Here is a 23,851-nt window from a genome sequence, read left to right on the forward strand (position 1 = left end):
ATGACCTACCTCTTACTGCGCCTGCACCCGCAGCTCGGCTGCGGAACGGCTACGGTGACCCAACAGCGCTTTGACATCGCTGGACTTCGGTTTGACCAGGGCGAACTTCGGTGCCCACTCCGGCCAGTTGGCCAGGATCTCTTCCGCGCGGGAAGAGCCGGTCGCCTGCACGTGTTCGGTGATCAGGCCGCGCAGGTGCTCCTCATGGATCGCCAGCTGATCGACATCCAGCACTTCCACCAGCTCCGGGTTCACGCGCTTGCGGAACTCGCCGTCTTCGTCCAGCACGTAGGCGAAACCGCCGGTCATGCCCGCACCGAAGTTGATGCCGGTTTTACCCAGCACGCAGACGATGCCGCCGGTCATGTATTCGCAGCCGTTGTCGCCGATGCCTTCCACCACGGTGATGGCGCCGGAGTTGCGCACCGCGAAGCGTTCGCCCGCGCGGCCGGCGGCGAACAGCTTGCCGCCGGTAGCGCCGTACAGGCAGGTGTTGCCGACGATGCTGGCTTCATGGCTGCGGAAGGCGGAGCCGATCGGCGGACGCACCGCGATGCTGCCGCCGGCCATGCCTTTGCCGACATAGTCGTTGGCGTCGCCGGTCAGGGTCAGCTCGACCCCGCCGGCGTTCCAGACGCCGAAGCTCTGCCCGGCGGTGCCGGAGAAGTGCGCCTTGATCGGATCGGCCGCCATGCCCTGATCGCCGTGCACGTCGGCGATAGCGCCGGACAGCATGGCGCCCACGGAGCGGTCGGTGTTGCGAATGTCGAAGTAGAAGGTTTTACCCTGCTTCGCTTCGATATGCGGTTGCGCCTGCGCCAGCAGTTCTTTGTTCAGCAGGCCCTTGTCGAACGCCGGGTTGCTGCTTTCGGTGCAGTACACCGCTTTACCCGGATGCGGCGTGGCGGTTTTCAGCAGCGGCGAAAGATCCAGCTTGTTCTGCTTGGCAGAGATGCCGTCCAGCTCGGTCAGGAACTCGGTGCGGCCGATCAGATCCACCAGTTGGCTCACGCCCAGCTGCGCCATGATCTCGCGGGTTTCACGCGCGATAAACTGGAAGTAATTCGTCACGCGTTCCGGCAGGCCGTGGTAGTGATCGCGGCGCAGCTTGTCGTCCTGAGTCGCGACGCCGGTCGCGCAGTTGTTGAGGTGGCAGATGCGCAGGTATTTACAGCCCAGCGCCACCATCGGTCCGGTGCCGAAGCCGAAGCTTTCCGCGCCCAGGATCGCCGCCTTGACGATGTCCACGCCGGTTTTCAGGCCGCCGTCCACCTGCAGGCGGATCTTGTGGCGCAGGCCGTTGGCCACCAGTGCCTGCTGGGTTTCCACCAGGCCCAGCTCCCACGGACAGCCGGCGTATTTCACCGAGGACAGCGGGCTGGCGCCGGTGCCGCCGTCGTAACCGGCGATGGTGATGAGATCGGCATAGGCTTTCGCCACGCCGGTGGCGATGGTGCCGACGCCCGGTTCGGACACCAGTTTCACCGAAATCACCGCCTTCGGGTTGACCTGCTTCAGGTCGAAGATCAGCTGCGCCAGATCTTCGATCGAGTAGATGTCGTGGTGCGGCGGCGGGGAGATTAGGGTCACGCCCGGCACCGAGTAACGCAGTCTGGCGATGTACGGGGTGACTTTGTCGCCCGGCAGCTGGCCGCCTTCACCCGGCTTGGCGCCCTGCGCCACCTTAATCTGGATCACGTCGGCGTTCACCAGGTAGGCCGGCGTCACGCCGAAGCGGCCGGAGGCCACCTGTTTGATGCGCGACACCTTGTTGGTGCGGTAGCGCGCCGGATCTTCGCCGCCTTCGCCGGAGTTGGAGAAGCCGCCGAGGCCGTTCATGGCGATCGCCAGCGACTCGTGCGCTTCCGGGCTCAGTGCGCCGATCGACATCGCCGCGGTGTCGAAGCGTTTGAACAGCGACTCCGCCGGTTCAACCTGATCGACCGGGATCGGTTCGCCTTTCGGCGTGATGGCCAGCAGATCGCGCAGCATGGCGACCGGCCGCTCGTTCACCAGCTTGGCGTAGGCCTGATAGTCACTGTATTCCCCGCTGTGCACCGCTTTTTGCAGCGAGTTCACCACGTCCGGGTTGTAGGCGTGGTATTCGCCGCCGTGCACGAACTTCAGCAGGCCGCCTTGCTCCAGCGGCTTGCGTTTCAGCCAGGCGCGCTTGGAAAGGTTCTGCAGATCCTGCTGGAAATCGCTGAAGCTGGCGCCGCCGATGCGGCTGACCACGCCCTGGAAGCACAGATCCGCCAGATCGCGGTGCAGGCCGACCGCTTCGAACAGCTTGGAGCAGCGGTAAGAGGCGATGGTCGAGATGCCCATTTTGGACATGATCTTGTACAGGCCTTTGTTGATGCCGTTGCGGTAGTTCAGCATCACGTCGCGGTATTTCTTGTCGATCGCCTGGCTGTCCACCAGCTTGGCCAGGGTTTCATAGGCCAGGTACGGGTAGATGGCGGTCGCGCCGAAGCCGAGCAGCACGGCGAAGTGGTGCGGATCGCGGGCGCTGGCGGTTTCAACGATCAGGTTGGCGTCGCAGCGCAGGCTTTTCTCCACCAGGCGGGTTTGCACGGCGCCCACCGCCATCGGAGCCGGTACCGGCAGGCGGCCGGGCGCGATGGCGCGGTCGGACAGCACCAACAGCACCGCACCTTCGCGCACCTTGCGTTCCGCTTCGTCGCACAGGGCGCGAATGGTCTGCTCCAGATCCTGCTGCTGCGGATCGAAGGTCAGATCGAGGGTCTCGGCGCGATAGTATTCGCCTTCCAGCGTGGTGAGCTGTTTGAAATCGGAGTACAGCAGGATCGGCGATTTGAAGCTCAGGCGGTGCGCCTGGCCTTCGGCTTCGCAGAACACGTTCATTTCACGGCCGATGCTGGTGGCCAGCGACATGACGTGCGCTTCGCGCAGCGGATCGATCGGCGGGTTGGTGACCTGCGCGAACTGCTGGCGGAAATAGTCGTAAACGATGCGCGGCCGGCTGGAGAGCACGGCGAACGGGGTATCGTCGCCCATCGAGCCGGTGGCTTCCTGGCCAATCTCGCCCAGCACGCGGATCACCTGATCCAGCTCTTCGCTGCTGTAGCCGAACTGTTTCTGGTAGGTTTCGAGCTGCGCGTCGTCGAGCTCGCGGCTGCCGACCTGATCGTCCGGCAGATCTTCGAACGGCACCAGACGTTTGACGTTTTTCTCCATCCACTCTTTATACGGATGGCGGCTTTTCAGATCGTTGTCGGTTTCCGCCGAGTGCAGGATGCGGCCGCTGCGGGTGTCGATCACCATCAGCTCGCCGGGGCCGACGCGGCCTTTTTCCACCACTTCGTCCGGCTGGTAATCCCAGATGCCGACTTCGGAGGCGCAGGTGATCAGCTTGTCTTTGGTGATCACATAGCGCGCCGGGCGCAGGCCGTTGCGATCGAGGTTACAGGCGGCGTAGCGGCCGTCGGACATCACGATGCCGGCCGGGCCGTCCCACGGCTCCATGTGCATCGAGTTGAAGTCGAAGAAGGCGCGCAGATCGCCGTCCATGTCCGGGTTGTTCTGCCAGGCCGGCGGCACTAGCAAACGCATGGCGCGAATGAGATCCATCCCGCCCGCCAGCAGCAGCTCCAGCATGTTGTCCAGCGAGCTGGAGTCGGAGCCGGTTTCGTTGACGAACGGCGCGGCGGCCTGCAGATCCGGGATCAGCGGCGTTTGGAATTTGTAGGTACGGGCACGCGCCCACTGGCGGTTGCCGGTGATGGTGTTGATTTCGCCGTTGTGCGCCAGGTAGCGGAACGGCTGCGCCAGCGGCCAGCGCGGCACGGTGTTGGTGGAGAAGCGCTGGTGGAACAGGCAAATGGCCGACTCCAGGCGCAGGTCCGCCAGATCGAGATAGAAGCGCGGCAGATCCGCAGGCATGCAAAGGCCTTTATAGATCGTCACCAGGTTGGAGAAGCTGCAGACGTAGAAGCTGTTGTCCTGCACGCGTTTCTCGATGCGGCGGCGCGCCACGAACAGGCGGCGCTCCATATCGCGCGGGCGCCAGCCGGCCGGGGCGTTAACGAAGATTTGCTCGATGCGCGGCAGGGAGGAGAGGGCGATTTCACCCAGCACGTCCGGGTTGGTCGGTACTTCACGCCAGCCGACGATCGACAGCGTTTCGTTTTGCAGCTCTTCTTCCACGATGCGGCGGCTGAGGCGCGCTTCCTCTTCATTCTGGCTGAGGAACATCATGCCGACGGCGTAGTTCTTGGCCAAACGCCAGCCGCGCTCTTCCGCCACCATGCGGAAGAAGCGATCGGGTTTTTGCAGCAACAGGCCGCAGCCGTCGCCGGTCTTGCCGTCGGCCAGGATTGCGCCGCGGTGTTGCATGCGGGCCAGCGCGTGAATGGCGGTGCGAACCACCTTGTGGCTAGGTTCGCCTTCTATGTGGGCGATCAGGCCGAAACCACAGTTGTCCCTCTCTTGGGATTTATCGTACAACATATCAGTGAACCTCCCCAGGCTCTGCGTGACTCTCACAACCTACTGCGAGGGGGCTTCCCAATTTCAGGCAGAAGTCCAATCAGCAAGTTAACCCCGCTAATCTGCTTTTCCGCCCTCCATCAATGGCCTCTCGTGACGGTCTCACAAGTGGTATAGGACTTGTTTTAAGAGGGAGTCTTCAATTACTGCATAAATATGACGAGACGTTTGCCCGTCCAGAAAGCTTCCAGCGGACTTCCAACTTAGCGAGAAAGAATTCGCAGGTCAAATGTGGGCTTAAGATAGATTCTTATCGAATTGATGATGTTTATTTATTTGAAAAATAAGTATTTTAATGTGTTTTTGCACTATCGTGGGGCAACGCCGATCCCCACAGAAGTGTGAGCTGTCTCACTATAGTGCAACCCCTTAATCTCTGCACCATGCTAGTGCGGGGGTTAATGGCAGAATTTTATTCTATAAGATATTTCTTTGTTGATGTTTGTCACTGTTTTTCACCGCATTGTCATATTGCCGTTAACGGTTGCGCGACGATTAGAATAATTCATCAGAATTATAGTGAATTGATTTGCATTTATGATGAATAGTTATGCCTGGTGGCGCCTTGCGGGGAAAGCGTTGATCTCTGTCATCGCGGGAAAAGCCGTTTCTTATTAGCATCGCGGCTTTGAACACAGAGAATCACCAAGATTATGCAGTTGCCGCAATTAGTCAATATGTTTGGCGCAGATCTCCAGCGCCGCTATGGCGAAAAGATCCATAAACTCACGCTGCACGGCGGATTCAGCTGCCCTAACCGCGACGGCACGTTGGGGCGCGGCGGCTGTACGTTTTGCAACGTCGCTTCGTTTGCCGATGAGGCGATGCAGCGGCAAAGTATCGCCGAACAGCTGGCGCAGCAGGCCGCGCGGGTCAACCGGGCGCGGCGCTATCTGGCCTATTTCCAGGCCTATACCAGCACCTATGCGGAGGTCGAATTGTTGGCGTCGATGTATCGGCAGGCGTTGGCGCAGAGTGAGATGGTCGGCCTGTGCGTCGGCACCCGGCCGGACTGCGTGCCGCCCGCCGCATTGGATCTGCTGACGGGGTATCGCGAGGAGGGTTATGAAGTGTGGCTGGAGCTGGGGCTGCAGACGGCGCACGATAAAACGCTCAAACGCATCAACCGCGGCCATGATTTCCGCTGCTATCAGCAGACCGCGCAACGGGCCCGGCAGCGCGGGCTGAAGGTGTGCTGCCATCTGATCGTCGGGCTGCCGGGAGAAACCCAGCGCGATCATCTGCTCACGCTGCAGCGGGTGGTGGAGTCCGGCGTGGATGGCATTAAGCTGCATCCGCTGCACGTCGTGACCGGCAGTACCCTGGCCCGCGCGTGGCGAGCCGGGCGTTTGCCCGAACTGGCGCTGGAGGACTACGCCGTCAGCGCCGGGGAGATGATCCGCCACACGCCTGGCGAGGTGGTGTATCACCGCCTGTCCGCCAGCGCCCGTCGGCCCACGCTGCTGGCGCCGCTGTGGTGCGAAAACCGCTGGAGCGGCATGCAGGCGGTGGGCGCTTATCTGCAGCAATACGGCGGGCAGGGCAGCGCGCTGGATGAAAAGCGGCGCTACCGCCCTGGAATGCCGCTCTGAAGTGCAATCTTTGCCACACTTCGGCGTTTGCCGCCTTATCTCACCGCTGTTTTACGGTATGATTCAAAAGATTGTGTCTGATGGGAGCCGCTATGAAGCAAATCCGGGTGTTGGCCCAGTACTACGTCGATTTAATGGTGAAACTGGGGTTGGTGCGCTTCTCGCTGCTGCTGGCCTCGGCGCTGGTGGTGCTGGCGATGGTGGTGCAGATGGCGGTGACCATGTTGCTGCGCGGCGAAGTGGAAAGCATCGACGTGGTGCGTTCGATCTTCTTCGGCCTGTTGATCACCCCGTGGGCGGTCTACTTCCTCTCGGTGGTGGTGGAGCAACTGGAGGAGTCGCGCCAGCGGCTGGCGCGGCTGGTGGACAAGCTGGAGGAAATGCGCCACCGCGATCTGGAGCTCAATCAGCAGCTCAAAGACAATATCAGCCAGCTGAACCAGGAGATCGCTGACCGTATCAAGGCGGAAGAAGAGCGCCTGCAGGTGATGGACAAGCTGACGGAAGAGATGGAACAGCGTGAACTGGCGCAGATTGAGCTGGGCCAGCAATCGGCGCTGCTGCGTTCCTTCCTCGATGCCTCGCCGGATCTGGTCTACTACCGCAACGAAGACAAAGAATTTTCCGGCTGCAACCGCGCGATGGAGCTGCTGACCGGCAAGAGCGAGAAGCAGCTGATCGGCCTGACGCCGTTCGACGTCTACGGCCAGGAGATCGCCGAAAAGGTCATTGAGACCGACGAGAAGGTGTTCCGCCACAACGTCTCGCTGACCTACGAACAGTGGCTGGTGTATCCCGACGGTCGCAAGGCCTGTTTCGAGCTGCGCAAGGTCCCGTTTTATGACCGGGTGGGCAAACGCCACGGGCTGATGGGCTTCGGCCGCGATATTACCGAGCGTAAGCGCTACCAGGACGCGCTGGAGAACGCCAGCAGGGAGAAGACCACCTTTATCTCCACGATCAGCCACGAGCTGCGTACGCCGCTTAACGGCATCGTTGGCCTGAGCCGTATCCTGCTCGATACCGAGCTGAACGACGAGCAGCTGAAATACCTGAAGACCATTCACGTCAGCGCCATCACCCTCGGCAATATCTTCAACGACATTATCGAAATGGATAAGCTCGAGCGGCGCAAGGTGCAACTCGACAACCAGCCGGTGGACTTCACCGGCTTCCTGGCGGATCTGGAGAACCTCTCCGGCCTGTTGGCGCAGCCGAAAGGGCTGCAGTTCATCATGGAGCCGCAGACGCCGCTGCCGCAGCAGATCGTGACCGACGGTACGCGCCTGCGGCAGATTTTGTGGAACCTGATCGGCAACGCGGTGAAATTCACCCAGCAGGGGCAAATCGTGGTGCGCGTGCGGCGTGAGGCGCAGGAGAAGCTGGTGTTCGAGGTGGAAGACTCGGGCATGGGCATCCCGCAGGACGAGCAGGACAAGATCTTCGCCATGTATTACCAGGTGAAAGATCAGCGCGGCGGCCGCCCGGCCACCGGCACCGGCATCGGGCTGGCGGTCTCCAAGCGACTGGCGCAGAGCATGGGCGGCGACATCACCGTGCGCAGCGAACAGGGGCACGGTTCTTGCTTCACTCTGACCATCCAGGCGCCGGCGGTGCAGGAAGCCGCCAGCGCGGTGCCGAAGGAAGAGGAACTGCCGTTGCCGGCGCTGCACATCCTGCTGGTGGAGGATATCGAGCTGAACGTGATCGTGGCGCGCTCGGTGCTGGAGAAACTGGGCAACAGCGTCGAGGTGGCGATGAACGGCCACGACGCGCTGGCGATGTTCGATCCGGACGAGTTCGATCTGGTGCTGCTGGACATCCAGCTGCCGGACATGACCGGGCTGGACATCGCCCGGGTGCTGCGCGAACGCTACGCCGGGCAGGCGCTGCCGCCGCTGGTGGCCCTGACCGCTAACGTGCTGAAAGACAAAAAAGAGTACCTCGAGGCGGGCATGGACGATGTGCTGAGCAAGCCGCTGTCGGTGCCGGCGTTGACCCAGGTCATCAAACACTATTGGGATCATCAACCTTCTCACACTTCAAAGAAAACGGAGCACAAGGCGATGCAGATTAATGAGTCGTTACTCGATACCGCGATGCTGGAGCAGTACATGGACCTGGTTGGCCCGCAGCTGATCCACCAAAGCCTGGAGATGTTCGAACAGATGATGCCGGGCTACCTGGCGGTGCTGGACTCCAACATGACGGCGCGCGATCAGAAAGGCATCACCGAAGAAGGGCACAAGATCAAAGGCGCCGCCGGTTCGGTCGGTCTGCGTCACCTGCAGCAGCTGGCGCAACAGATTCAAACGCCGACGCTGCCGGCCTGGTGGGATAACGTGCAGGATTGGGTGGATGAGTTGAAACAAGAGTGGCGCAACGACGTGCAGGTACTGCGGGCTTGGGTTGAGAACGCTGAAAAAAAATGACCCCGACCTAAGCCGGGGTGCGCGAATATTGCGCCAACACCAGGGAAATTGTGAACCTGCGTATTGGTTTCAGTGTTCTGGTCGAGCAGGTTGTAGCGAATTCCTAAACATCATACAGCCAACAACATAGCAAATGTAAGCGCTCTTGTTAGAAGATTCATTAAAATGTGTGATGTAGATTAGTGTTTGTCAACTCCGAGCACGAACCAGTTGACAGCAGCGACAGGAGTAAGAGTGATGAAAAAGGTGGGTGTCGTCCTCAGCGGCAGCGGTGTTTATGACGGTACGGAGATCCATGAAGCGGTGCTGACGCTGCTGGCGTTGGACCGTGCCGGCGCGCAGGCGGTGTGCTTTGCGCCCGATAAACCACAATGCCATGTTATTAATCACTTATCAGGTGAGGAGATGGCGGAGTCGCGCAATGTTCTGATCGAGTCGGCGCGCATTGCCCGCGGCGCGGTGCAGCCGCTGGCGCTGGCGGAGGCCGCGCAGTTGGATGCGCTGATCGTGCCCGGCGGCTTCGGCGCCGCCAAGAACCTCAGCAATTTCGCCGAAGCCGGCGCGGAATGTTGGGTCGATGAGGATTTGGCGCGTCTGACGCGCGAGATGCATAAGGCCGGCAAACCAATTGGCCTGATGTGCATCGCGCCGGCGCTGTTGCCGAAACTGCTGGATCAACAAGCGCGGCTGACCATTGGCAACGATCCGGACCTGGGAGAAGTGATTGACGCCATGGGCGGCGAGCCGGTGATTTGTCCGGTGGACGATATCGTGGTGGACAGCGAACACAAAGTCGTGACCACGCCGGCCTATATGCTGGCGCCGTCGATCGCGCAGGCGGCCCTCGGTATCGATAAGCTGGTGGTGCGGGTACTGGAAATGGCTGAATGAGAAAATCGCTCGGCGGATGGCGGCGACTGCGCCCGTGGTATTGGCTGAAGCGCGGGGTCATCGCGATTCTCGGCCTGTGGGTGTTGGGCATTGTGGCCTTTGCCTTCCTGCCGGTGCCGTTTTCCGCCGTGATGGTGGAGCGGCAAGTCAGCGCCTGGCTGAGCGGCGACTTTGGCTACGTCGCCCATTCGGATTGGGTGTCGATGGACGACATCTCGCCGCAGATGGCGCTGGCGGTGATGGCGGCGGAGGATCAGAAGTTTCCAGACCATTGGGGCTTCGACGTGGCGGCCATTGAAAAGGCGCTTAGTCACAACGAGAAGCGCCCGACGCGCATCCGCGGCGCGTCCACGCTGTCGCAGCAAACCGCCAAGAACCTGTTTCTGTGGGATGGCCGCAGCTGGCTACGCAAAGGGCTGGAGGCCGGATTGACGTCGGGCATCGAGCTGGTGTGGACCAAGCGGCGCATTCTGACGGTGTATCTGAACATCGTCGAGTTCGGCGACGGGGTGTTTGGCGTTGAAGAGGCTTCACAACGCTTTTTCCATAAGCCGGCCAAACGGCTAAGCGCGGCGGAAGCGGCGCTGTTGGCGGCGGTATTGCCGAATCCGCATCGCTTCAGGGCCGATGCGCCTTCCGGCTATGTGATACAGCGACAGCAGTGGATCATGCGCCAGATGCGGCAGCTGGGCGGGGAAGGTTTCCTGAAAGAGAACAAGCTGGATTAACCAAGAGATACCCTGCTTTCGCGCAAGGTATCTCTCTCTTCGGTGGCTAATGCCGCATCAGGGCTTATCGCTGATAAATGCAGTTAAATCCGCGTGCATCTTTTTAAGCGATGGTTCATCCAAGTACGGCATATGCCCGGTGTCATACCAATAGAAACGGATATTGTCGCGTAATTTGGGCGACACGGGCAGATGGCTCATCTCATATTTGGCGACGAAGTAAGGGGTGGCCAGATCGTAAACCCCACCAATCACCATCACTCTCATTGTCGGGGTCATTTTCATCACCCGCGACAGGTTCGGCAACACGTTAAATGATCTGTCCCGGCTGTTGCTGGACATGTTCCAGTCATAGACCTCATCGGAAAATGCGCGATAGTTTTGGTCGGCGCTAAAATGCAGCGTTTTGCCAAGATAATTGTGGAATTGCGCGACGTAGGCGGAAGTAATGGCACTGACGTTGGGATCGTAGTTGGACGTTTCAGCGATATTATCCAGCGACGGCCCACGATAGCGGGTATCGATTCTGCCAATGGTCTCGTCCTGACTGCGCAACAGTTGCTTGGCGAAGACCGGTCCACTCAGGCGCAAATTGGCCTTGAGCCAATAATCGGCCGGAATGCCGGTAAATTGGTAAAGCTGCTCGGCGAGCGTTTGGCGATCTTTTTCAGGCAGATTGGCACCTTGCAGCAAGGCTTGGGCATAAGCCCCCAGCGCAAACTGCTCGGCCTGGTCTAACAGGGTTTTCAGGCTCGGGTGCTTGCCCGGCAGCCGCTGGTGGTACCATGCGCTGGCTGCGTAGGTGGGGAGTGCCAGATAGTAAGGTTGATCGACGCCGGGGTTTTGATTGGGATCGTCGACGTTATTGTCGTAGTTCAGAAACTGCGACATCAGGATAATACCGTTAAGATCGATATTCTGATTTTTTAGCGTCTCGGCCAATACCACCGAGCGGGTAGTGCCGTAGCTTTCACCCAATAAATATTTAGGTGAGTTCCAGCGTTGGTAATGCGTTAAAAACTGAACGATAAATTGAGAGAAAGCCTGAGCATCGCCGTTGACGCCATAAACGTTGCTGGCACTCTGTGATTTTTGCTGCGCTCTCTCCGGCTGGCTGGCGGCACTGCTGGAAAAGCGGCTGTAACCCGTTCCGGGGGCATCGATAAACACCAGATCGCTGACGTTGAGCAGGCTGTATTGGTTATCGGTGAGTTGGTAAGGTGCCAGCTGTGTTTTCTCTGGCTGAGTAGCGATAACCCGTTTAGGCCCCAGCGCCCCCATATGCAGCCAAAGCGAGGCGGAGCCCGGCCCGCCGTTGTAGATAAAGGTAATCGGCCTGCTCTCGTTCTTATTCTCATTCTTTTTGAAATACGCAACATAGAACATGCCGGTCACGGGATCTTCCGGATCCTCTTTACTCAATTCCAGCACCCCGGTTTGCGCCTGATAATTGATTTTTACCTGGTCGACCGTGATCGCGCCTTCAGTAGCCACGGTTTGATCGGCCATCGGGGCCGGGGCATGTTCGGTGCGGGGCGCATCCTGTGTGGGATTGGCGGCGGAAACTCCGGCGGTGAATAAAGAAACGGCAGTGAGAAAACCGATTAAAATTCTGTCCATTTGAATTTTATCCGTAATGAAGTGAGAGATTACTTTAAACGCGGCTCATTAAACCAGGGTAAAACAGCGGGAAGCGTACAGAAAAGCGGCAAGGGGAAGGCCCCTTGCCTGCAGGCTCATTTCACATAGGTAAAGGCGGTGGTGACGTGCTTCACGCCGCTCACCTGGCTGGCGATCTGCGCCGCCGACTGCCCTTCCTGTTGGGTGACCAGGCCCAGCAAGAACACTTCGCCGTTTTCGGTGGTGACCTTCACGTTGGATGATTTCACCGTATCGCTGGTGAGCAGCTGCGAACGCACCTTGGTGGTGATCCAGGTGTCGGAGGACGCGGTGCTCAGGCTGACCGGCGTGCCCTGACGGATTTCGTTATACACTTCGGTCGTGCCTTCCACGCCCATGGCGATCTGCTTGGCGCGCGCGGTGAGATCGGCGTTAGGCGACTGGCCGGTCAACAGCACTTTGCCCTGATAGGCGGTGGCGACCACCCGGGCGTCTTTCTTCAACTGCTGGTCTTTGCTCAGAGCGCTTTCGACCCTGGCTTCCAGCGTACCGTCATCCACCTGGGTCCCGACGCTGCGCGGGTCGGTGGCGGTTTTGGTCGCGACGGCCGCACTGCCGACGACGACGCCGGCGATACAGCCTTGCAACAGCAGGGCGCTGGACAGTACTGCAAATGTGGCTTTTAGCTTCATCTCAGTTCCTTAATCGTCCTGGTGGGGGAATAACGTATTGTCTATCAGATCGCACAGGCAGTTTACGGTCAGCATATGCATTTCCTGAATGCGCGAGCTGCGGTGCGACGGGATGCGGATCTCGACATCCTGCTGGCCGAGCAGCCCGGCCAGCTCGCCGCCGTCGTAGCCGGTGAGCGCGACGATGGTCATATCGCGCGTGACGGCCGCCTCGACCGCTTTCACAATATCACGGCTGTTGCCGCGGGTGGAAATCGCCAGCAGCACGTCGCCGGTGTGCCCGAGCGCGCGCACCTGCTTGGCGTACACTTCGTCGTGCAGCCGATCGTTGCTGATCGCCGTCAGCACCACGTTGTCGGCGTTGAGGGCGATGGCCGGCAGGCTGGGGCGCTCGGTTTCAAAACGGTTGATCATGCTGGCGGCGAAGTGCTGCGCGTTGGCCGCCGAGGTGCCGTTGCCGCAGCACAGGATTTTGTTGCCGTTGAGTAAGGATTGAACCAGCGTCATCGCAGCGCGGGAAATGGCGTCCGGCAATGCTTCCGCCGCCGCGATCTGGGTTTGGATGCTTTCGGTAAAACAGACTTTAATTCTATCCAGCACGTTGTATTAATCCACTAAGTCAAAGGGCCGGTCTGCGCCGCAAAACCCCGATTAATCCGCATTGAAGGCGTTGGGTATCCATTCTAACTGGCTACCGGTAATGGCCAAAACATCAAAACGGCAAGATGATGTGTCAAAACTGGCTCCGCGCCCCGCCAGCCAGACGGCGGCGGCATGCAGCAACCGCTGTTGTTTGCGAAAGGTGACGCTGGCGGCCGCGCCGCCGAAGGCGTTGTTGCGGCGGTAGCGCACTTCGACGAACACCCAGGTGGCGCCGTCGCGCATGATGAGGTCGAGCTCACCGCCGCGCACCGCGACGTTGGCGGCGCAGAAGGTGAGCCCGGCGTGTTCCAGGTGACGGCGGGCCAGTAACTCATAGCCCGCCCCTGAGGCGCGTGGGTTCAAGAGACCGGAACGACCGTACCCTGACGGTATTGCAGCCAAGGCAGTTTGCGGTTGATCACGCAGTTCGGCGACGCGCTCAGCGTACCGGTGGTGCCGGAAACCTGGAAGCCCGGCAGCTGGCGCATTTCAGCAAAGTGGTTGGCCAATGTCCAGGCATCCATCCCCATCGCATACAGGCGCACCAGCGAGTAGTCGTTGCGGAAGCGCGCGCTGGCCTGTTGCAACAGCTGAGGGTTTGAACCGGCCAGCAGCGGGATGTCGCTGAACTGCAGGCCTTCCATTTCCAGACGGAAGTCCGGGCCGGCGCCGGCCTGATAGCTGCGCGAGCTGGCGTACATCGCCGGCTTGCCGCGCGAGCTGGTGGCCATGTCGATCATCGGTTTGATCAGCGTCAGCTGAGACTGGGTGGCGACGATATACACCGCGTCGACGCTGCCGCCGGTCGCGGCGGGCACGTCGCTCGGCGGCGCAGGAATGGTCAATCCGGCGATGGTCACGCTCTGCGGCGCCGGGGCGCTCGATATCGGCGTGCCGGTCATGCGGATGCCGCCGCTGTTGACCATCTGGCGCAGTTCGCCGGCAGAGCCGATGTCCTGACGCAGCACGGTTTGCCCGCCTTGCTTCTGCCATTCCTGGTTAAAGGCCTTGGCGACGCGATCGCCGAAGGCGCCGCGCGGCACCAGCAGCAGCGGTTGACGCTTCTGCTGTTCCCAGATGTGGCGGGCGGCGTCGCGCGCTTCATCTTCCGGCGACAGGGCGAAGTAACAGATGTTCAGGTTGTCCTTCGGCGTTTCCGGCTGGTTGAGCGCCAGCACGTTCAGCGTGGTGGTGCTGGCGGACAGCTGATCGACGTTCTCTTTCAGCAGCGGCCCGACCACCAGGGTGGCGCCATCCTGCTGCGCCTGGCTCAGCAAGGCGGCCAGCGGCTGGCTGGTGGTATCGTACACTTTGACCTGTGCGTTAACGGCCTGCAGCGGCGTTATCGGCGCACTGGACGGCGCCGCCGGTTGCGCGGCGGTCACCGCAGGCTGGCTCTCTTGCGCCGAAGGGCTGACCGCGCCGTTGGCGTTGATGTCACCCGTGGCGGCCTGATCGGCCGGCGCCGTTGGGGCCGGTGCGCTGGCCGGTTGCGCGGCTTGAGGCTGCGGTGCCGGCATGGAACCGCCGTTTTTCGCCGCTTCGAAGCCTTGTTGGATGGCGTCGGCGAACACTTTCGCCTGGCCGTTCAACGGCAGCAGCAGGGCGATTTTCGAGGTGGAGGCCTGGGTGAAGTTCAGCACCTGGTTCAGGCGAGCGGGTAGCGTTTTGGCCGCCGGGTTCTTCGGATAACGGTTCTGCCAGTCTTTGATGCCGGCCTTCAGCAGATCGGGATCCTGCTTGTTGTCCTGATAGACGCGCAGCAGATCCAGCCAGCCTTGCAGCACGTTCTCGTCGGCGTTGATCACCAGGCTGTTCATCTCCTGCGGCGTCAGCTGCAGCAGCGCCTGCCAGGTCTGATCCAGGTTGTCCTGGTGCGGTTTGCCGGTCAGCAACGGCTCCTGAGCGATATAGGCGCGGATCAAGGGCAGCGACGCTTTGCCCTGATTGGCGGCAATCTGCGCCTGGTAGTAGCGCACCTTCTGATTCGGCGACAGCGAAGCGCTGTCCAGATGGCCCAGCGTGCTGCGGGCGCTGACGTAGCTCTTGTTGGCGATCTGCAGTTCGGCGGTCAGCAACTGGCGTTCAGTCTGCTGCGCACCGCTGAGGTTTTTCGGCAGTTGATTCAACTGGTCGCCGGCCTGCGGCAGTTTTCCTTCACGCAGCAAGGCGCGAATAGCAAGTAATTGCCAGTCAGCCTTGTTATCATCGCTGCTTTGCTGCAACTGCTGCAGGTAGTAATCGGAGCTGGCGCTCGCTTCGTCCTGTATATTGGCGGGCGGCGTTTGCGGGGCCCGACTTGGACAGCCTGCCAGGAAAAGGGCGGCCGCGATGACTGCGGTAAGTCGGACAGGCTTGGAACGCCCTGCTTTGGTACGAACGAATGTTGAGGAAAGCATACTGTATCCAGTGATGTTTTTTTCAAGATGCTCAATATTAAATCGGCAACCCGGATGAAACAATGAATCAACACCAACAATCAGTCATTTCTGCATCAACGCTGTATGTGGTGCCCACCCCCATCGGCAATTTGGGCGATATCACTCACCGGGCGTTAGAGGTACTGAAAAGCGTTGATCTGATCGCGGCGGAAGACACGCGCCATACCGGATTGCTGCTGCAACACTTCGCGATCAACGCGCGTCTGTTCGCGCTGCATGACCACAACGAACAGCAAAAAGCCGATCAGCTGCTGGCGAAACTGCAGGAAGGCCAGAGCATCGCGCTGGTTTCCGACGCCGGCACGCCGCTGATCAACGATCCCGGTTATCACCTGGTGCGCCGCTGCCGCGAGGCCGGCATTCGCGTGGTGCCGCTGCCGGGCGCCTGCGCCGCTACCACCGCGCTGTGCGCCGCGGGCGTCGCTTCTGACCGCTTCTGCTACGAAGGCTTCCTGCCGGCGAAAACCAAGGGGCGCAAGGATACGCTGATGGCGCTGGCGGAGGAACCGCGCACGCTGATTTTCTACGAATCCACTCACCGCCTGCTGGAAAGCCTGCAGGACATGGTCACCGTCTGGGGCCCGCAGCGCTATGTGGTGTTGGCGCGCGAGCTGACCAAAACCTGGGAATCTATCCACGGCGCGCCGGTGGGCGAGCTGCTGACGTGGGTACAGGAAGATGAAGTGCGCCGCCGCGGCGAAATGGTGCTGATCGTCGAAGGCCACAAGGCGCAGGACGATGCGCTGCCGCTCGAGGCGCTGCGCACGCTGGCGCTGCTGCAAAAAGAGCTGCCGCTGAAAAAGGCGGCGGCGCTGGCGGCGGAAATCCACGGCGTGAAGAAAAATGCGCTGTATAAGCACGCGCTGGAGCAACAACAGCCGTAAAGCGGTTGACCTGCCGCCGCCGCGACGCTACTATCCGCGCCGGAGTTGACCAGACAGTCGCCGCTTCATTGCCGTCCTCTTCGGGGAGACAGATGGAGGGGAGGAAAGTCCGGGCTCCATAGGGCAGGGTGCCAGGTAACGCCTGGGAGGCGCAAGCCTACGACTAGTGCAACAGAGAGCAAACCGCCGATGGCCCGCGCAAGCGGGATCAGGTAAGGGTGAAAGGGTGCGGTAAGAGCGCACCGCGCGGCTGGCAACAGTTCGTGGCACGGTAAACTCCACCCGGAGCAAGGCCAAATAGGGGTTCACATGGTACGGCCCGTACTGAACCCGGGTAGGCTGCTTGAGCCAGTGAGCGATTGCTGGCCTAGAGGAATGACTGTCCACGACAGAACCCGGCTTACCGGTCAACTCCCTCGACAAAAGAAAACCCCGCGCAACGCCAGTTGCGCGGGGTTTTTCGTTTTCCGGCCGGCTTACACCGGCAGGTCAATCAGCAGCGCGCGCAGCGGGGTCTCGGCGCGAATCGTCAGGCGGTTCTCCTCGCGCACGAAGGCGCCGTCGCCGCAGGTCAGGCGCTGCGCTTCGTGGCGTTCGCCGGTGGCGGCGATGGTGCCGTGAATCGACTGCAAATAGGCGCGCGGCCCGTTAATCGTCAGCGTTTGTTCTTCGCCCGGCTGCAGATCGAGATGGTGGATCCAAACCTGCTGGCGCAACTGCAGGCTGCCCTGCGCACCGTCCGGCGAGGCCAGCAGCAGGTTGCCCGCCGCCGGCAGCGTCAGGCGCTGCACCCGCTCGTTGTTGCGTTCCGGGCAGGCGTCCAGCCACAGCTGCAGGCGGGTCAGCGGCGTATCGCTGCTGACGTTCTGTTCGCTGTAGCTCAGGCCTGGCTGGGTGGCCAGCAGCAGCGCTTCGCCGGCTTTGGCGCGCGCGGCGTTGCCGTCGCTGTCGCGGTATTCCGCCTCGCCCTGCAGGATCAGGTTCAGGATATCCACGCTGGGATAGGTGCGCGGCTGGAACGACGCGCCCGGCGCCAGCACCTCCTGATTCAGCACCCGCAGCGACGCATAGCCCATCAGTTTGGGATCGAAGTAGTGACCAAAGGAAAAGGTGTAGCGAGCCTGCAGCCAACCAAAGTCAGCTTGCCCGCATTGTTGTGCTGTTCTGCATGTAATCATGGCAATCGGCTCTCTAAATTCATTATCCAAATGGTAAGCATCTGGACGTCGGATTGTTAGCCAGTTAATCTGGTCGGCATATTCAAATTTCCTGACAGAGGGATGTGATGGCCAGAGATCGGGCGCTCACGCTTGAGGCGCTGAGAGTGATGGACGCGATCGACCGCCGCGGCAGCTTCGCCGCGGCCGCCGACGAATTGGGCCGGGTGCCGTCGGCGCTCAGCTACACCATGCAAAAATTGGAAGAAGAATTGGACGTGGTGCTGTTCGACCGTTCGGGCCACCGCACCAAGTTCACCAACGTAGGGCGCATGTTGCTGGAGCGCGGGCGGGTGCTGCTGGAAGCGGCCGACAAGCTGACCACCGACGCCGAGGCGCTGGCGCGCGGTTGGGAAACCCACCTGACCATCGTCAGCGAAGCGCTGTCGCCGCCGAGCCTGCTGTTTCCGCTGGTGGACAAGCTGGCGCTGAAGGCCAACACCCAGGTGTCGATTTTCACCGAGGTGCTGGCGGGCGCCTGGGAACGGCTGGAGCAGGGGCGCGCCGACATCGTGATCGCGCCGGACATGCATTTTCGCGCGTCGTCGGAGATCAACACCCGCAAACTGTACAAGGTAATGAGCGTTTACGTCGCCGCGCCGGATCATCCTATCCACCAGGAGCCGGAGCCGTTGTCCGAGGTGACCCGCGTGAAGTACCGCGGCATCGCGGTGGCGGATACCGCCCGCGAGCGCCCGGTGTTGACCGTGCAGCTGCTGGATAAGCAGCAGCGTCTGACGGTGAGCACCATCGAAGACAAGCGTCTGGCGCTGCTGGCCGGGCTGGGGGTGGCGACCATGCCGTATCCGATGGTGGAGAAAGACATCGAGGCCGGGCGGCTGCGCGTGGTGGGGCCGGAATACAGCCGCGAAGCCGATATCATCATGGCCTGGCGACGCGACAGCATGGGGGAGGCGAAAGCCTGGTTCCTGCGCGAAATTCCGCGCCTGTTCGCGCAGCGTTAACGTCGGTGGGATGACATCCCCTTGCCGGGCGGCAAGGGGATTTTTTTGTCTTAGCCGAAGAGCCGATCGCGGCCGTGCGGCTCGTCCAGATCCTGCGCCGGCCCGATGGAAATGATGCCGTGCGGGTTGATGGTGGCGTGGCTGCGGTAGTAGTGGTTGCGAATGTGCGGCAGGCTGACCGTGTCGGCAATGCCCGGCATCTGGTAGATGTCGCGCAGGAAACCGTACAGGTTCAGGTAGTCGCTGATGCGGTGTTTATCGCACTTGAAGTGGGTGACGTACACCGGATCGAAGCGCACCAGCGTGGTCCACAGACGCAGGTCGGCTTCGGTCAGCCGATCGCCGGTCAGGTAGCGGTGCTGCCCCAGGATCTGCTCCAGGCGCTCCAGCGCGTTGAAGACCCCGTTGACCGCTTCGTCATACGCTTCCTGGCTGGTGGCGAAACCGGCCTTGTACACGCCGTTGTTCACCTGATCGTAAATCCAACCGTTCAGCTCATCGATTTTGCCGCGCAGCTCGGCCGGGTAGTAATCGCCCGCGCGGGCCCCCACGCCGTCAAACGCGCTGTTGAACATGCGGATGATGTCGGCGGATTCGTTGCTGACGATGGTTTGCCGCTGTTTATCCCACAGTACCGGCACGGTCACGCGCCCGCTGTAGTGCGGATCGGCCTGCAGGTAGATCTGATACAGGAAGTCGGCGTGATACAACGGATCGCCGGTGGTTTCAGGAAAATCCTGGCCGAAGGTCCAGCCGTTTTTCAGCATCAGCGGGTGCACTACCGAGACCGGAATGATCTGCTCCAGCCCTTTCAGTTTGCGCATCAGCAGCGTGCGGTGCGCCCAGGGGCAGGCGAGAGAAACATACAGGTGATAACGGCCCGCTTCGGCCTGGAAGCCGCCTGCGCCGTGTTCGCCCGGCTGACCGTCGGCGGTCACCCAATTGCGAAACTGAGCGGTTGAACGTTTGAAACGGCCGCCGGTAGATTTCGTGTCATACCAGATGTCTTGCCAAACGCCATCGACGAGTTGTCCCATGGGAATCTCCTTGGTGTCCGAGTGAAAAGCGACAGGGCCCGGCATGCCGGGCCCTGAATGACAGTTTAGATTACCATTTCTTGTTCAGAAGACGGTCGATGCTGAAGCCGCCCGGGCCTGCAACCGCCAACACGATGAAGCCGCCGGCGATGGTCAGGTTTTTCATGAACATCAGCTGGTTTACGCCTTCCGCAAAGTCAGTGTGGAACAGCAGCGCGGTCAGAATGGTGAAGCCGGCAGTGAACAGCGCTACGGTGCGGGTCAGGAAACCGAACAGGATCGCCAGACCGCCGCCAAATTCCAGCAGGATGGTCAGCGGCAGCAAGAAGCCAGGCACGCCCATCGATTGCATGTACTGTTGGGTACCGGCATAAGCGTCACCCATTTTGCCGTAGCCTGCCACGATAAACAGGATTGGCATCAGAATACGAGCAACCAGCAAACCTGTATCTTCTAATTTTTTCATCATCTACTCCAAAGTGTTTTTGTGCGCCTGTTCGGCGGTAGTCATATCAACGGGCGGTATATCGGGTCTCTCACCCTGTCCGGCCCATATCGTATTGATGGAGTGAATGTTAAGCGGGAAGTGCTCAGGTTGTTAGCAAGTAAAACTGTCGTAATTTTTCAAAAAATCTGAATCTTTAGCGTGCTAATAAACTGACGCTGGTCAGCAGGTTGCCCGGCCCTCGGGATAAGCAGCGCTGTTTTAGGGGGAAAACGAGGGCGGAGCAACAGGATGTTTGAAGGAAAGGCGTGAGGCTTACTTGGCGGAGAAGGTCTTTTTAAACAGGCGGATAGCGCTCCAGGCACCGAAAGCGCGGCGCGACCAGCGGATCATCTTGCTGGGGTGGCGAATGCCGTACAGCGCCATGACGCTGGAACCGAGCACCAGATAGCGGCGCAGGCCAAACACCGTCTGCCAGCCGCGGTCAATGCGTTCGGTCTTCTCCAACCACAGAGACTTGTGTTCGGCCAGATCCAGGCGTTGCTGCTGGATCTGGCGAATCAGCCTTTCTTTTTTCCATTCCAGGTAGCGGCGGCGGCTCATGGCTCGCGCTCCAGTTCGGCGCGGTCGAGTTCCAGCTGCTTGCGCGTGGCGCCGAGCAGCGTGGTGCGACGGGCCTTGACCAGCGTCCAGATGGTGCCGACCACGGCCAGGAACAGCAGCACCCCGGTCGTGGCGCCCAGCGCCACCAGCCGGTAGACCGGATCGATGGCCCAGAAGATCAGGATCAGCAGGCTCATCAAACCGAAGGCGGTGAACAGCAGCGTCATACCGGCCATGATCAGCAACTGAATGAGGTTGGCTTTCTCCTCTTCCAGCTCGACCACCGCCAGCCTGACACGGGTTTCCACCATGCCGACCAGGATCGTGATGATGCGCTGACCGATATCCAGGACCCCTTTAGCGGGGCCCTGCGCGCGCACTTGCGGTTGTTCAGCCATGATTAACGACGCGCGAGCAGCACGCCCAGCACGACGCCGACCGCCGCGCCGATACCGATGCCGGTCCACGGGTTGTCGCGCACGTAGTCGTCGGCCTGACCGGCGATCTGTTTGGTTTGCGAAGCCAGCTTGTCACCGGCGTCGCTCAGGCGAGCGCGGCTCTCTTTCAGCGCGCCTTCCGCTTTCGAACGCAGCTTCTCCAGCTCGGCTTTCGGCTTATCGGTGGAGGAGTTCAGCACTTCCTCCAGCGTATCGGCTAAGGACTTCAGTTCAGCGCGTAAGTTTTCTGCATTTGAATCATGTGCCATGTGATTATTCCTTAACGTTTATTTCGACAGACTTTTAACATAGCGGATTTTTTCGCCGGAGCAAAGGGGTGATGGCCAGCAGATAACACCAGACATCAATTCCATATGCTTAAGAAATCCCGTGTGATGGGGCTCTCATCGATAAATCCGCTGGTGTAAAAAAATTATTCCGCCTGGGCGCGTTTCAGCTCAGCCTGCGCTTCCGCCAGCTTTTGCTGCTTCTTGGCGACCTTGTCCAGCTTGCCGGTTTGCTGTGCTTCTTTCAGTTCCTGTCGGCGCTCGTCGACCTTGCGCTGCTTCTCCGCGATATTTTTCTGGCGTTCGGCCTGCAGGCCGGCTTCGGTACAGTGAGTCTGTACTTCGCTCAGCGCTTTTTTCAGCCCGTCCACGCGGTGGGTGTTGCCGTGTTGGGTGGCGTAGTCGATTTGCTGCTGGATGTCTTGCGCTTTGGCGGCGCAGCCGCCCTCAGCGGCCGAAGCGAGCGCCGGCAGCGTGCAGAGTGGCAACAGCAGTAACAGTGAATGGCGTAATTTCATCTTTCAGTTCCTTTTCATGGGATGCCTGAACAGGCATCCGCTTTCCTGACTGCCGAAGGCGGCAGCGCGAGAGGAGGGCGTTCATCGCCGGCTGAAGTTACCCTTCAGCATAGTCATGAAACCGGCGTGCCCCCAAAGAATCAGCCGTGACTCAGTGCCGACTGATTAATTCTTGAGCTAATCGATGCGAATGAAAATGAAGATAATGGCAATGAAAGGAAACCCCTTCCTATGAAGGGGATTATCCCAGATTGAGTGGGGAACGCGCAAATTCGCGTACCCAGTGCGACGGCACGGGGGACTCGCTCAACGCGATGTGGTAACCGGGCGGCAGGATGGTTTGCAGCGCTTCGCGCGCCAGCAATTGCTGCTCCGGCGAATCCAGACGGATGACCAGGCCATCGCCTTCCGGCGTAATGCTTTTGATGCGGATGCCGCGCTCATCCAGGCGCTGATAGACGTAAAAACCGTCGGGCAGCGACAGCCCTTGCTGGCTGGCGCGAATGCGCAGCTCGCTCTCGGTGCGCACCATGCAGGGCACCAACAGCGTCGCCAACGCCAGCAGGGCGAGCGCGATCATCAAGACGTATTGCCAGCGCGGGCGCTTTGCTGTCACGCCCCTTTCCCCGGATTCTGGCTGCCGGCGCGTTTTTTGCGCCACAGCACGATCAGCGAGCCGACCAGCCCGACCACCAGCAACACCAGCGGCAACATCATCAGGCAGAACATCAGCTGATCTTCATACTTGCGGAACACCGGGGTTTTCCCCAGCGCGAAACCCAGCGTCGTCAGGATCAAGACCCACAGCAGGCCGCTCATCCAGTTGAAGAACTGGAAGCGCGCGTTGCTCAGGCCGGACAGGCCGGCGATGGTCGGCAGCAGGGTGCGCACGAAGGCCAGGAAGCGGCCGACCAGCAGGGCGGAAAGCCCGTGACGGTGGAACAGGTTGTGAGCGCGCTGATGGTAGTGGGCCGGCAGGTGCGAAAGCCAGCCTTGCACCGTTCGCGTATTGCCGAGCCATCGGCCCTGTATATAGCTGACCCAGCACCCCAGGCTGGCGGCGACGGTCAGGATGACGATGGTCAGCGGGAAGCCCATGGTGCCTTTGGCGATCAGCACGCCAACCAGGATCAGCAGGCTGTCGCCCGGCAGGAAAGCGGCCGGCAGCAGGCCGTTTTCCAAAAACAGGATCATGAACAGCAGAATGTAGAGGGTCCACACCAACGAAGGGTTCGCCAGCGTCTCAAAATCCTGCTGCCACAAGGCATGTATCAGTTCTTTAATGATATCCATCCGGTGTTCCTAAAACGTCATTGTTTATTTTTATCTCAGCGGCGGAGCGGGCGTGGGCTGAAAGCGCGCGGCGATCCTGAATGCTGATAACGATGAAACGGCGTTGCTTTAAGGTTTCTAAGCGGTGCGACACCGGTCATAGGTGGTAAGTCAGCGTGCCACGGTACTGCATGTTGCTTTCTTTCCAGCCGGCCTGCCGGCTCTGTTGCCTGGAGGCGTCCAGCGTCCAGTCGACCTGGGCAAGCCGGTTGGGGGCCGGGGTGTCCTGGCGGGGGAAACGAATTCGGTAGCCCGGCTCTGCGGCCAGGGTATAGACCGGTGCCGTCAGGGAGGACGCGAGCAGCGAACCGGGGAAAGAGTGCGCTCTGGGCAGCAGCAGCGGCAACTTGCCGGGGGCTTTGCGGCGCGCTTCGGCCGGCGCCCGATACACATGATCATAGGGGGAAAGCGCCGGCTCCGCCAGCAGCGGCAGGCTGCTCAGCGCACTGGGGGTTGGCTTGGGTGACGCCACGCATAGCTGTTGGCCGGAGACCGAACCGGTCCAGCAGAAAACAGCAATCAGCATGGCAAACAACCAGCGCATTTATTCGCGTCCCGCCCCCGCAGCAATGGGTA

The 23,851-nt window shown here is 60.6% G+C and carries 22 protein-coding genes and 1 other RNA gene; 7 read left to right on the top strand and 16 right to left on the bottom strand.

Annotated elements, in window-relative coordinates; translation table 11 throughout:
* Positions 1-12: 12 nt before the first annotated feature.
* The gene (gene gltB, locus QOL81_RS17840) at positions 13-4,473 is read right to left on the bottom strand and encodes a glutamate synthase large subunit (RefSeq protein WP_033649002.1); all 4,461 of its coding nucleotides are present in this window, start codon (positions 4,471-4,473) and stop codon (positions 13-15) included.
* A 692-nt stretch (positions 4,474-5,165) separates the two neighbouring features.
* Here gltB and mnmL point away from each other — a divergent pair.
* The 4 genes from mnmL (at position 5,166) to mtgA (ending at position 10,155) form a co-directional block, all read left to right on the top strand.
* Entirely contained in the window at positions 5,166-6,104 is a 939-nt protein-coding gene (gene mnmL, locus QOL81_RS17845; RefSeq protein ID WP_060424679.1) for a tRNA modification radical SAM protein MnmL/YtqA, read from the top strand.
* Between the two features lie 92 nt (positions 6,105-6,196).
* Entirely contained in the window at positions 6,197-8,536 is a 2,340-nt protein-coding gene (gene arcB / locus QOL81_RS17850; protein ID WP_070915405.1) for an aerobic respiration two-component sensor histidine kinase ArcB, read from the top strand.
* A 237-nt stretch (positions 8,537-8,773) separates the two neighbouring features.
* Positions 8,774-9,427, top strand: a complete 654-nt coding sequence (gene elbB / locus QOL81_RS17855) for an isoprenoid biosynthesis glyoxalase ElbB (RefSeq protein ID WP_169318783.1) — start codon at positions 8,774-8,776, stop codon at positions 9,425-9,427.
* On the top strand, positions 9,424-10,155 hold the full coding sequence (gene mtgA, locus QOL81_RS17860; RefSeq protein WP_197658524.1) for a monofunctional biosynthetic peptidoglycan transglycosylase: 732 nt from the start codon (positions 9,424-9,426) through the stop codon (positions 10,153-10,155). The genes elbB and mtgA overlap by 4 nt, the downstream gene beginning before the upstream one ends.
* A 57-nt stretch (positions 10,156-10,212) precedes the next feature.
* Here mtgA and QOL81_RS17865 read toward each other — a convergent pair whose 3' ends face one another.
* The 5 genes from QOL81_RS17865 to QOL81_RS17885 all read right to left on the bottom strand — a co-directional run bounded on the left by QOL81_RS17865 (position 10,213) and on the right by QOL81_RS17885 (position 15,508).
* On the bottom strand, positions 10,213-11,775 hold the full coding sequence (locus tag QOL81_RS17865; RefSeq protein ID WP_283439968.1) for a S10 family peptidase: 1,563 nt from the start codon (positions 11,773-11,775) through the stop codon (positions 10,213-10,215).
* Between the two features lie 116 nt (positions 11,776-11,891).
* Positions 11,892-12,467 carry a division/outer membrane stress-associated lipid-binding lipoprotein gene (gene dolP, locus QOL81_RS17870; RefSeq protein ID WP_004937101.1) on the bottom strand — a complete coding sequence of 192 codons (576 nt, stop codon included), beginning with the start codon at positions 12,465-12,467 and terminating at the stop codon, positions 11,892-11,894.
* A 9-nt stretch (positions 12,468-12,476) separates the two neighbouring features.
* A complete protein-coding gene (gene diaA, locus QOL81_RS17875; protein ID WP_004937103.1) occupies positions 12,477-13,067 on the bottom strand; it encodes a DnaA initiator-associating protein DiaA in 591 nt (196 codons plus the stop codon).
* 51 nt (positions 13,068-13,118) lie between these two features.
* Positions 13,119-13,472 (bottom strand): YraN family protein, encoded by a 354-nt coding sequence (locus tag QOL81_RS17880; protein WP_283439969.1) that lies wholly within the window; start codon positions 13,470-13,472, stop codon positions 13,119-13,121.
* Positions 13,469-15,508: a penicillin-binding protein activator gene (locus tag QOL81_RS17885; RefSeq protein WP_197757809.1), complete on the bottom strand. Its 2,040-nt coding sequence runs from the start codon at positions 15,506-15,508 to the stop codon at positions 13,469-13,471. The genes QOL81_RS17880 and QOL81_RS17885 overlap by 4 nt, the downstream gene beginning before the upstream one ends.
* A gap of 62 nt (positions 15,509-15,570) precedes the next feature.
* Between QOL81_RS17885 and rsmI the strand changes: the two genes are divergently transcribed.
* Positions 15,571-16,434, top strand: a complete 864-nt coding sequence (rsmI, locus tag QOL81_RS17890; protein WP_201966236.1) for a 16S rRNA (cytidine(1402)-2'-O)-methyltransferase — start codon at positions 15,571-15,573, stop codon at positions 16,432-16,434.
* A gap of 41 nt (positions 16,435-16,475) precedes the next feature.
* Positions 16,476-16,853: RNase P RNA component class A (rnpB, locus tag QOL81_RS17895), an RNA gene on the top strand.
* 57 nt (positions 16,854-16,910) lie between these two features.
* Here rnpB and QOL81_RS17900 read toward each other — a convergent pair.
* Positions 16,911-17,612 (bottom strand): pirin family protein, encoded by a 702-nt coding sequence (locus QOL81_RS17900; protein ID WP_060424694.1) that lies wholly within the window; start codon positions 17,610-17,612, stop codon positions 16,911-16,913.
* A gap of 107 nt (positions 17,613-17,719) precedes the next feature.
* On the opposite strand from QOL81_RS17900, the gene QOL81_RS17905 reads away from it, so the two are divergent.
* Positions 17,720-18,616, top strand: coding sequence for a LysR family transcriptional regulator (locus tag QOL81_RS17905; protein ID WP_004937113.1), 897 nt, complete (start codon positions 17,720-17,722; stop codon positions 18,614-18,616).
* Positions 18,617-18,666: 50 nt separating this feature from the next.
* On the opposite strand, the gene QOL81_RS17910 is transcribed toward QOL81_RS17905, so the two are convergent.
* The 9 genes from QOL81_RS17910 to QOL81_RS17950 form a co-directional block, all read right to left on the bottom strand.
* Positions 18,667-19,653 (bottom strand): glutathione S-transferase family protein, encoded by a 987-nt coding sequence (locus tag QOL81_RS17910; protein WP_060424696.1) that lies wholly within the window; start codon positions 19,651-19,653, stop codon positions 18,667-18,669.
* 70 nt (positions 19,654-19,723) lie between these two features.
* The gene (locus tag QOL81_RS17915; RefSeq protein WP_004937119.1) at positions 19,724-20,119 is read right to left on the bottom strand and encodes a DoxX family protein; all 396 of its coding nucleotides are present in this window, start codon (positions 20,117-20,119) and stop codon (positions 19,724-19,726) included.
* A 294-nt stretch (positions 20,120-20,413) separates the two neighbouring features.
* Positions 20,414-20,701, bottom strand: coding sequence for a YqjK-like family protein (locus QOL81_RS17920; protein WP_004937121.1), 288 nt, complete (start codon positions 20,699-20,701; stop codon positions 20,414-20,416).
* Positions 20,698-21,099, bottom strand: coding sequence for a phage holin family protein (locus tag QOL81_RS17925; RefSeq protein WP_015379160.1), 402 nt, complete (start codon positions 21,097-21,099; stop codon positions 20,698-20,700). Before QOL81_RS17925 ends, QOL81_RS17920 begins: the two co-directional genes overlap by 4 nt.
* Before the next feature lie 2 nt (positions 21,100-21,101).
* Positions 21,102-21,407 (bottom strand): ElaB/YgaM/YqjD family protein, encoded by a 306-nt coding sequence (locus QOL81_RS17930; RefSeq protein ID WP_060424699.1) that lies wholly within the window; start codon positions 21,405-21,407, stop codon positions 21,102-21,104.
* A 164-nt stretch (positions 21,408-21,571) separates the two neighbouring features.
* The gene (locus QOL81_RS17935) at positions 21,572-21,943 is read right to left on the bottom strand and encodes a DUF1090 domain-containing protein (protein ID WP_033636105.1); all 372 of its coding nucleotides are present in this window, start codon (positions 21,941-21,943) and stop codon (positions 21,572-21,574) included.
* Between the two features lie 241 nt (positions 21,944-22,184).
* Positions 22,185-22,559: an EnvZ/OmpR regulon moderator MzrA gene (mzrA, locus tag QOL81_RS17940; RefSeq protein ID WP_004937130.1), complete on the bottom strand. Its 375-nt coding sequence runs from the start codon at positions 22,557-22,559 to the stop codon at positions 22,185-22,187.
* Positions 22,556-23,236, bottom strand: a complete 681-nt coding sequence (locus QOL81_RS17945; RefSeq protein ID WP_049198505.1) for a DedA family protein — start codon at positions 23,234-23,236, stop codon at positions 22,556-22,558. The genes mzrA and QOL81_RS17945 overlap by 4 nt, the downstream gene beginning before the upstream one ends.
* A gap of 136 nt (positions 23,237-23,372) precedes the next feature.
* The gene (locus QOL81_RS17950) at positions 23,373-23,819 is read right to left on the bottom strand and encodes a hypothetical protein (RefSeq protein ID WP_060424701.1); all 447 of its coding nucleotides are present in this window, start codon (positions 23,817-23,819) and stop codon (positions 23,373-23,375) included.
* Between the last annotated feature and the right edge of the window lie 32 nt (positions 23,820-23,851).

This window comes from Serratia sp. CC22-02, assembly GCF_900182895.1.
Classification (GTDB): domain Bacteria; phylum Pseudomonadota; class Gammaproteobacteria; order Enterobacterales; family Enterobacteriaceae; genus Serratia; species Serratia nevei.

Excerpts from the sequence above, each read along its gene's own strand:
- gltB (WP_033649002.1), bottom strand. The coding sequence starts at position 4,473 with ATGTTGTACGATAAATCCCAAGAGAGGGACAACTGTGGTTTCGGCCTG.
- dolP (WP_004937101.1), bottom strand. The coding sequence starts at position 12,467 with ATGAAGCTAAAAGCCACATTTGCAGTACTGTCCAGCGCCCTGCTGTTG.
- QOL81_RS17910 (WP_060424696.1), bottom strand. The coding sequence starts at position 19,653 with ATGGGACAACTCGTCGATGGCGTTTGGCAAGACATCTGGTATGACACG.
- QOL81_RS17920 (WP_004937121.1), bottom strand. The coding sequence starts at position 20,701 with ATGAGCCGCCGCCGCTACCTGGAATGGAAAAAAGAAAGGCTGATTCGC.
- QOL81_RS17950 (WP_060424701.1), bottom strand. The coding sequence starts at position 23,819 with ATGCGCTGGTTGTTTGCCATGCTGATTGCTGTTTTCTGCTGGACCGGT.
- QOL81_RS17930 (WP_060424699.1), bottom strand. The coding sequence starts at position 21,407 with ATGGCACATGATTCAAATGCAGAAAACTTACGCGCTGAACTGAAGTCC.
- QOL81_RS17935 (WP_033636105.1), bottom strand. The coding sequence starts at position 21,943 with ATGAAATTACGCCATTCACTGTTACTGCTGTTGCCACTCTGCACGCTG.
- QOL81_RS17945 (WP_049198505.1), bottom strand. The coding sequence starts at position 23,236 with ATGGATATCATTAAAGAACTGATACATGCCTTGTGGCAGCAGGATTTT.
- QOL81_RS17900 (WP_060424694.1), bottom strand. The coding sequence starts at position 17,612 with ATGATTACATGCAGAACAGCACAACAATGCGGGCAAGCTGACTTTGGT.
- QOL81_RS17885 (WP_197757809.1), bottom strand. The coding sequence starts at position 15,508 with ATGCTTTCCTCAACATTCGTTCGTACCAAAGCAGGGCGTTCCAAGCCT.
- QOL81_RS17905 (WP_004937113.1), top strand. The coding sequence starts at position 17,720 with ATGGCCAGAGATCGGGCGCTCACGCTTGAGGCGCTGAGAGTGATGGAC.
- QOL81_RS17865 (WP_283439968.1), bottom strand. The coding sequence starts at position 11,775 with ATGGACAGAATTTTAATCGGTTTTCTCACTGCCGTTTCTTTATTCACC.
- elbB (WP_169318783.1), top strand. The coding sequence starts at position 8,774 with ATGAAAAAGGTGGGTGTCGTCCTCAGCGGCAGCGGTGTTTATGACGGT.
- mnmL (WP_060424679.1), top strand. The coding sequence starts at position 5,166 with ATGCAGTTGCCGCAATTAGTCAATATGTTTGGCGCAGATCTCCAGCGC.
- mtgA (WP_197658524.1), top strand. The coding sequence starts at position 9,424 with ATGAGAAAATCGCTCGGCGGATGGCGGCGACTGCGCCCGTGGTATTGG.
- arcB (WP_070915405.1), top strand. The coding sequence starts at position 6,197 with ATGAAGCAAATCCGGGTGTTGGCCCAGTACTACGTCGATTTAATGGTG.
- rsmI (WP_201966236.1), top strand. The coding sequence starts at position 15,571 with ATGAATCAACACCAACAATCAGTCATTTCTGCATCAACGCTGTATGTG.
- QOL81_RS17915 (WP_004937119.1), bottom strand. The coding sequence starts at position 20,119 with ATGAAAAAATTAGAAGATACAGGTTTGCTGGTTGCTCGTATTCTGATG.
- QOL81_RS17925 (WP_015379160.1), bottom strand. The coding sequence starts at position 21,099 with ATGGCTGAACAACCGCAAGTGCGCGCGCAGGGCCCCGCTAAAGGGGTC.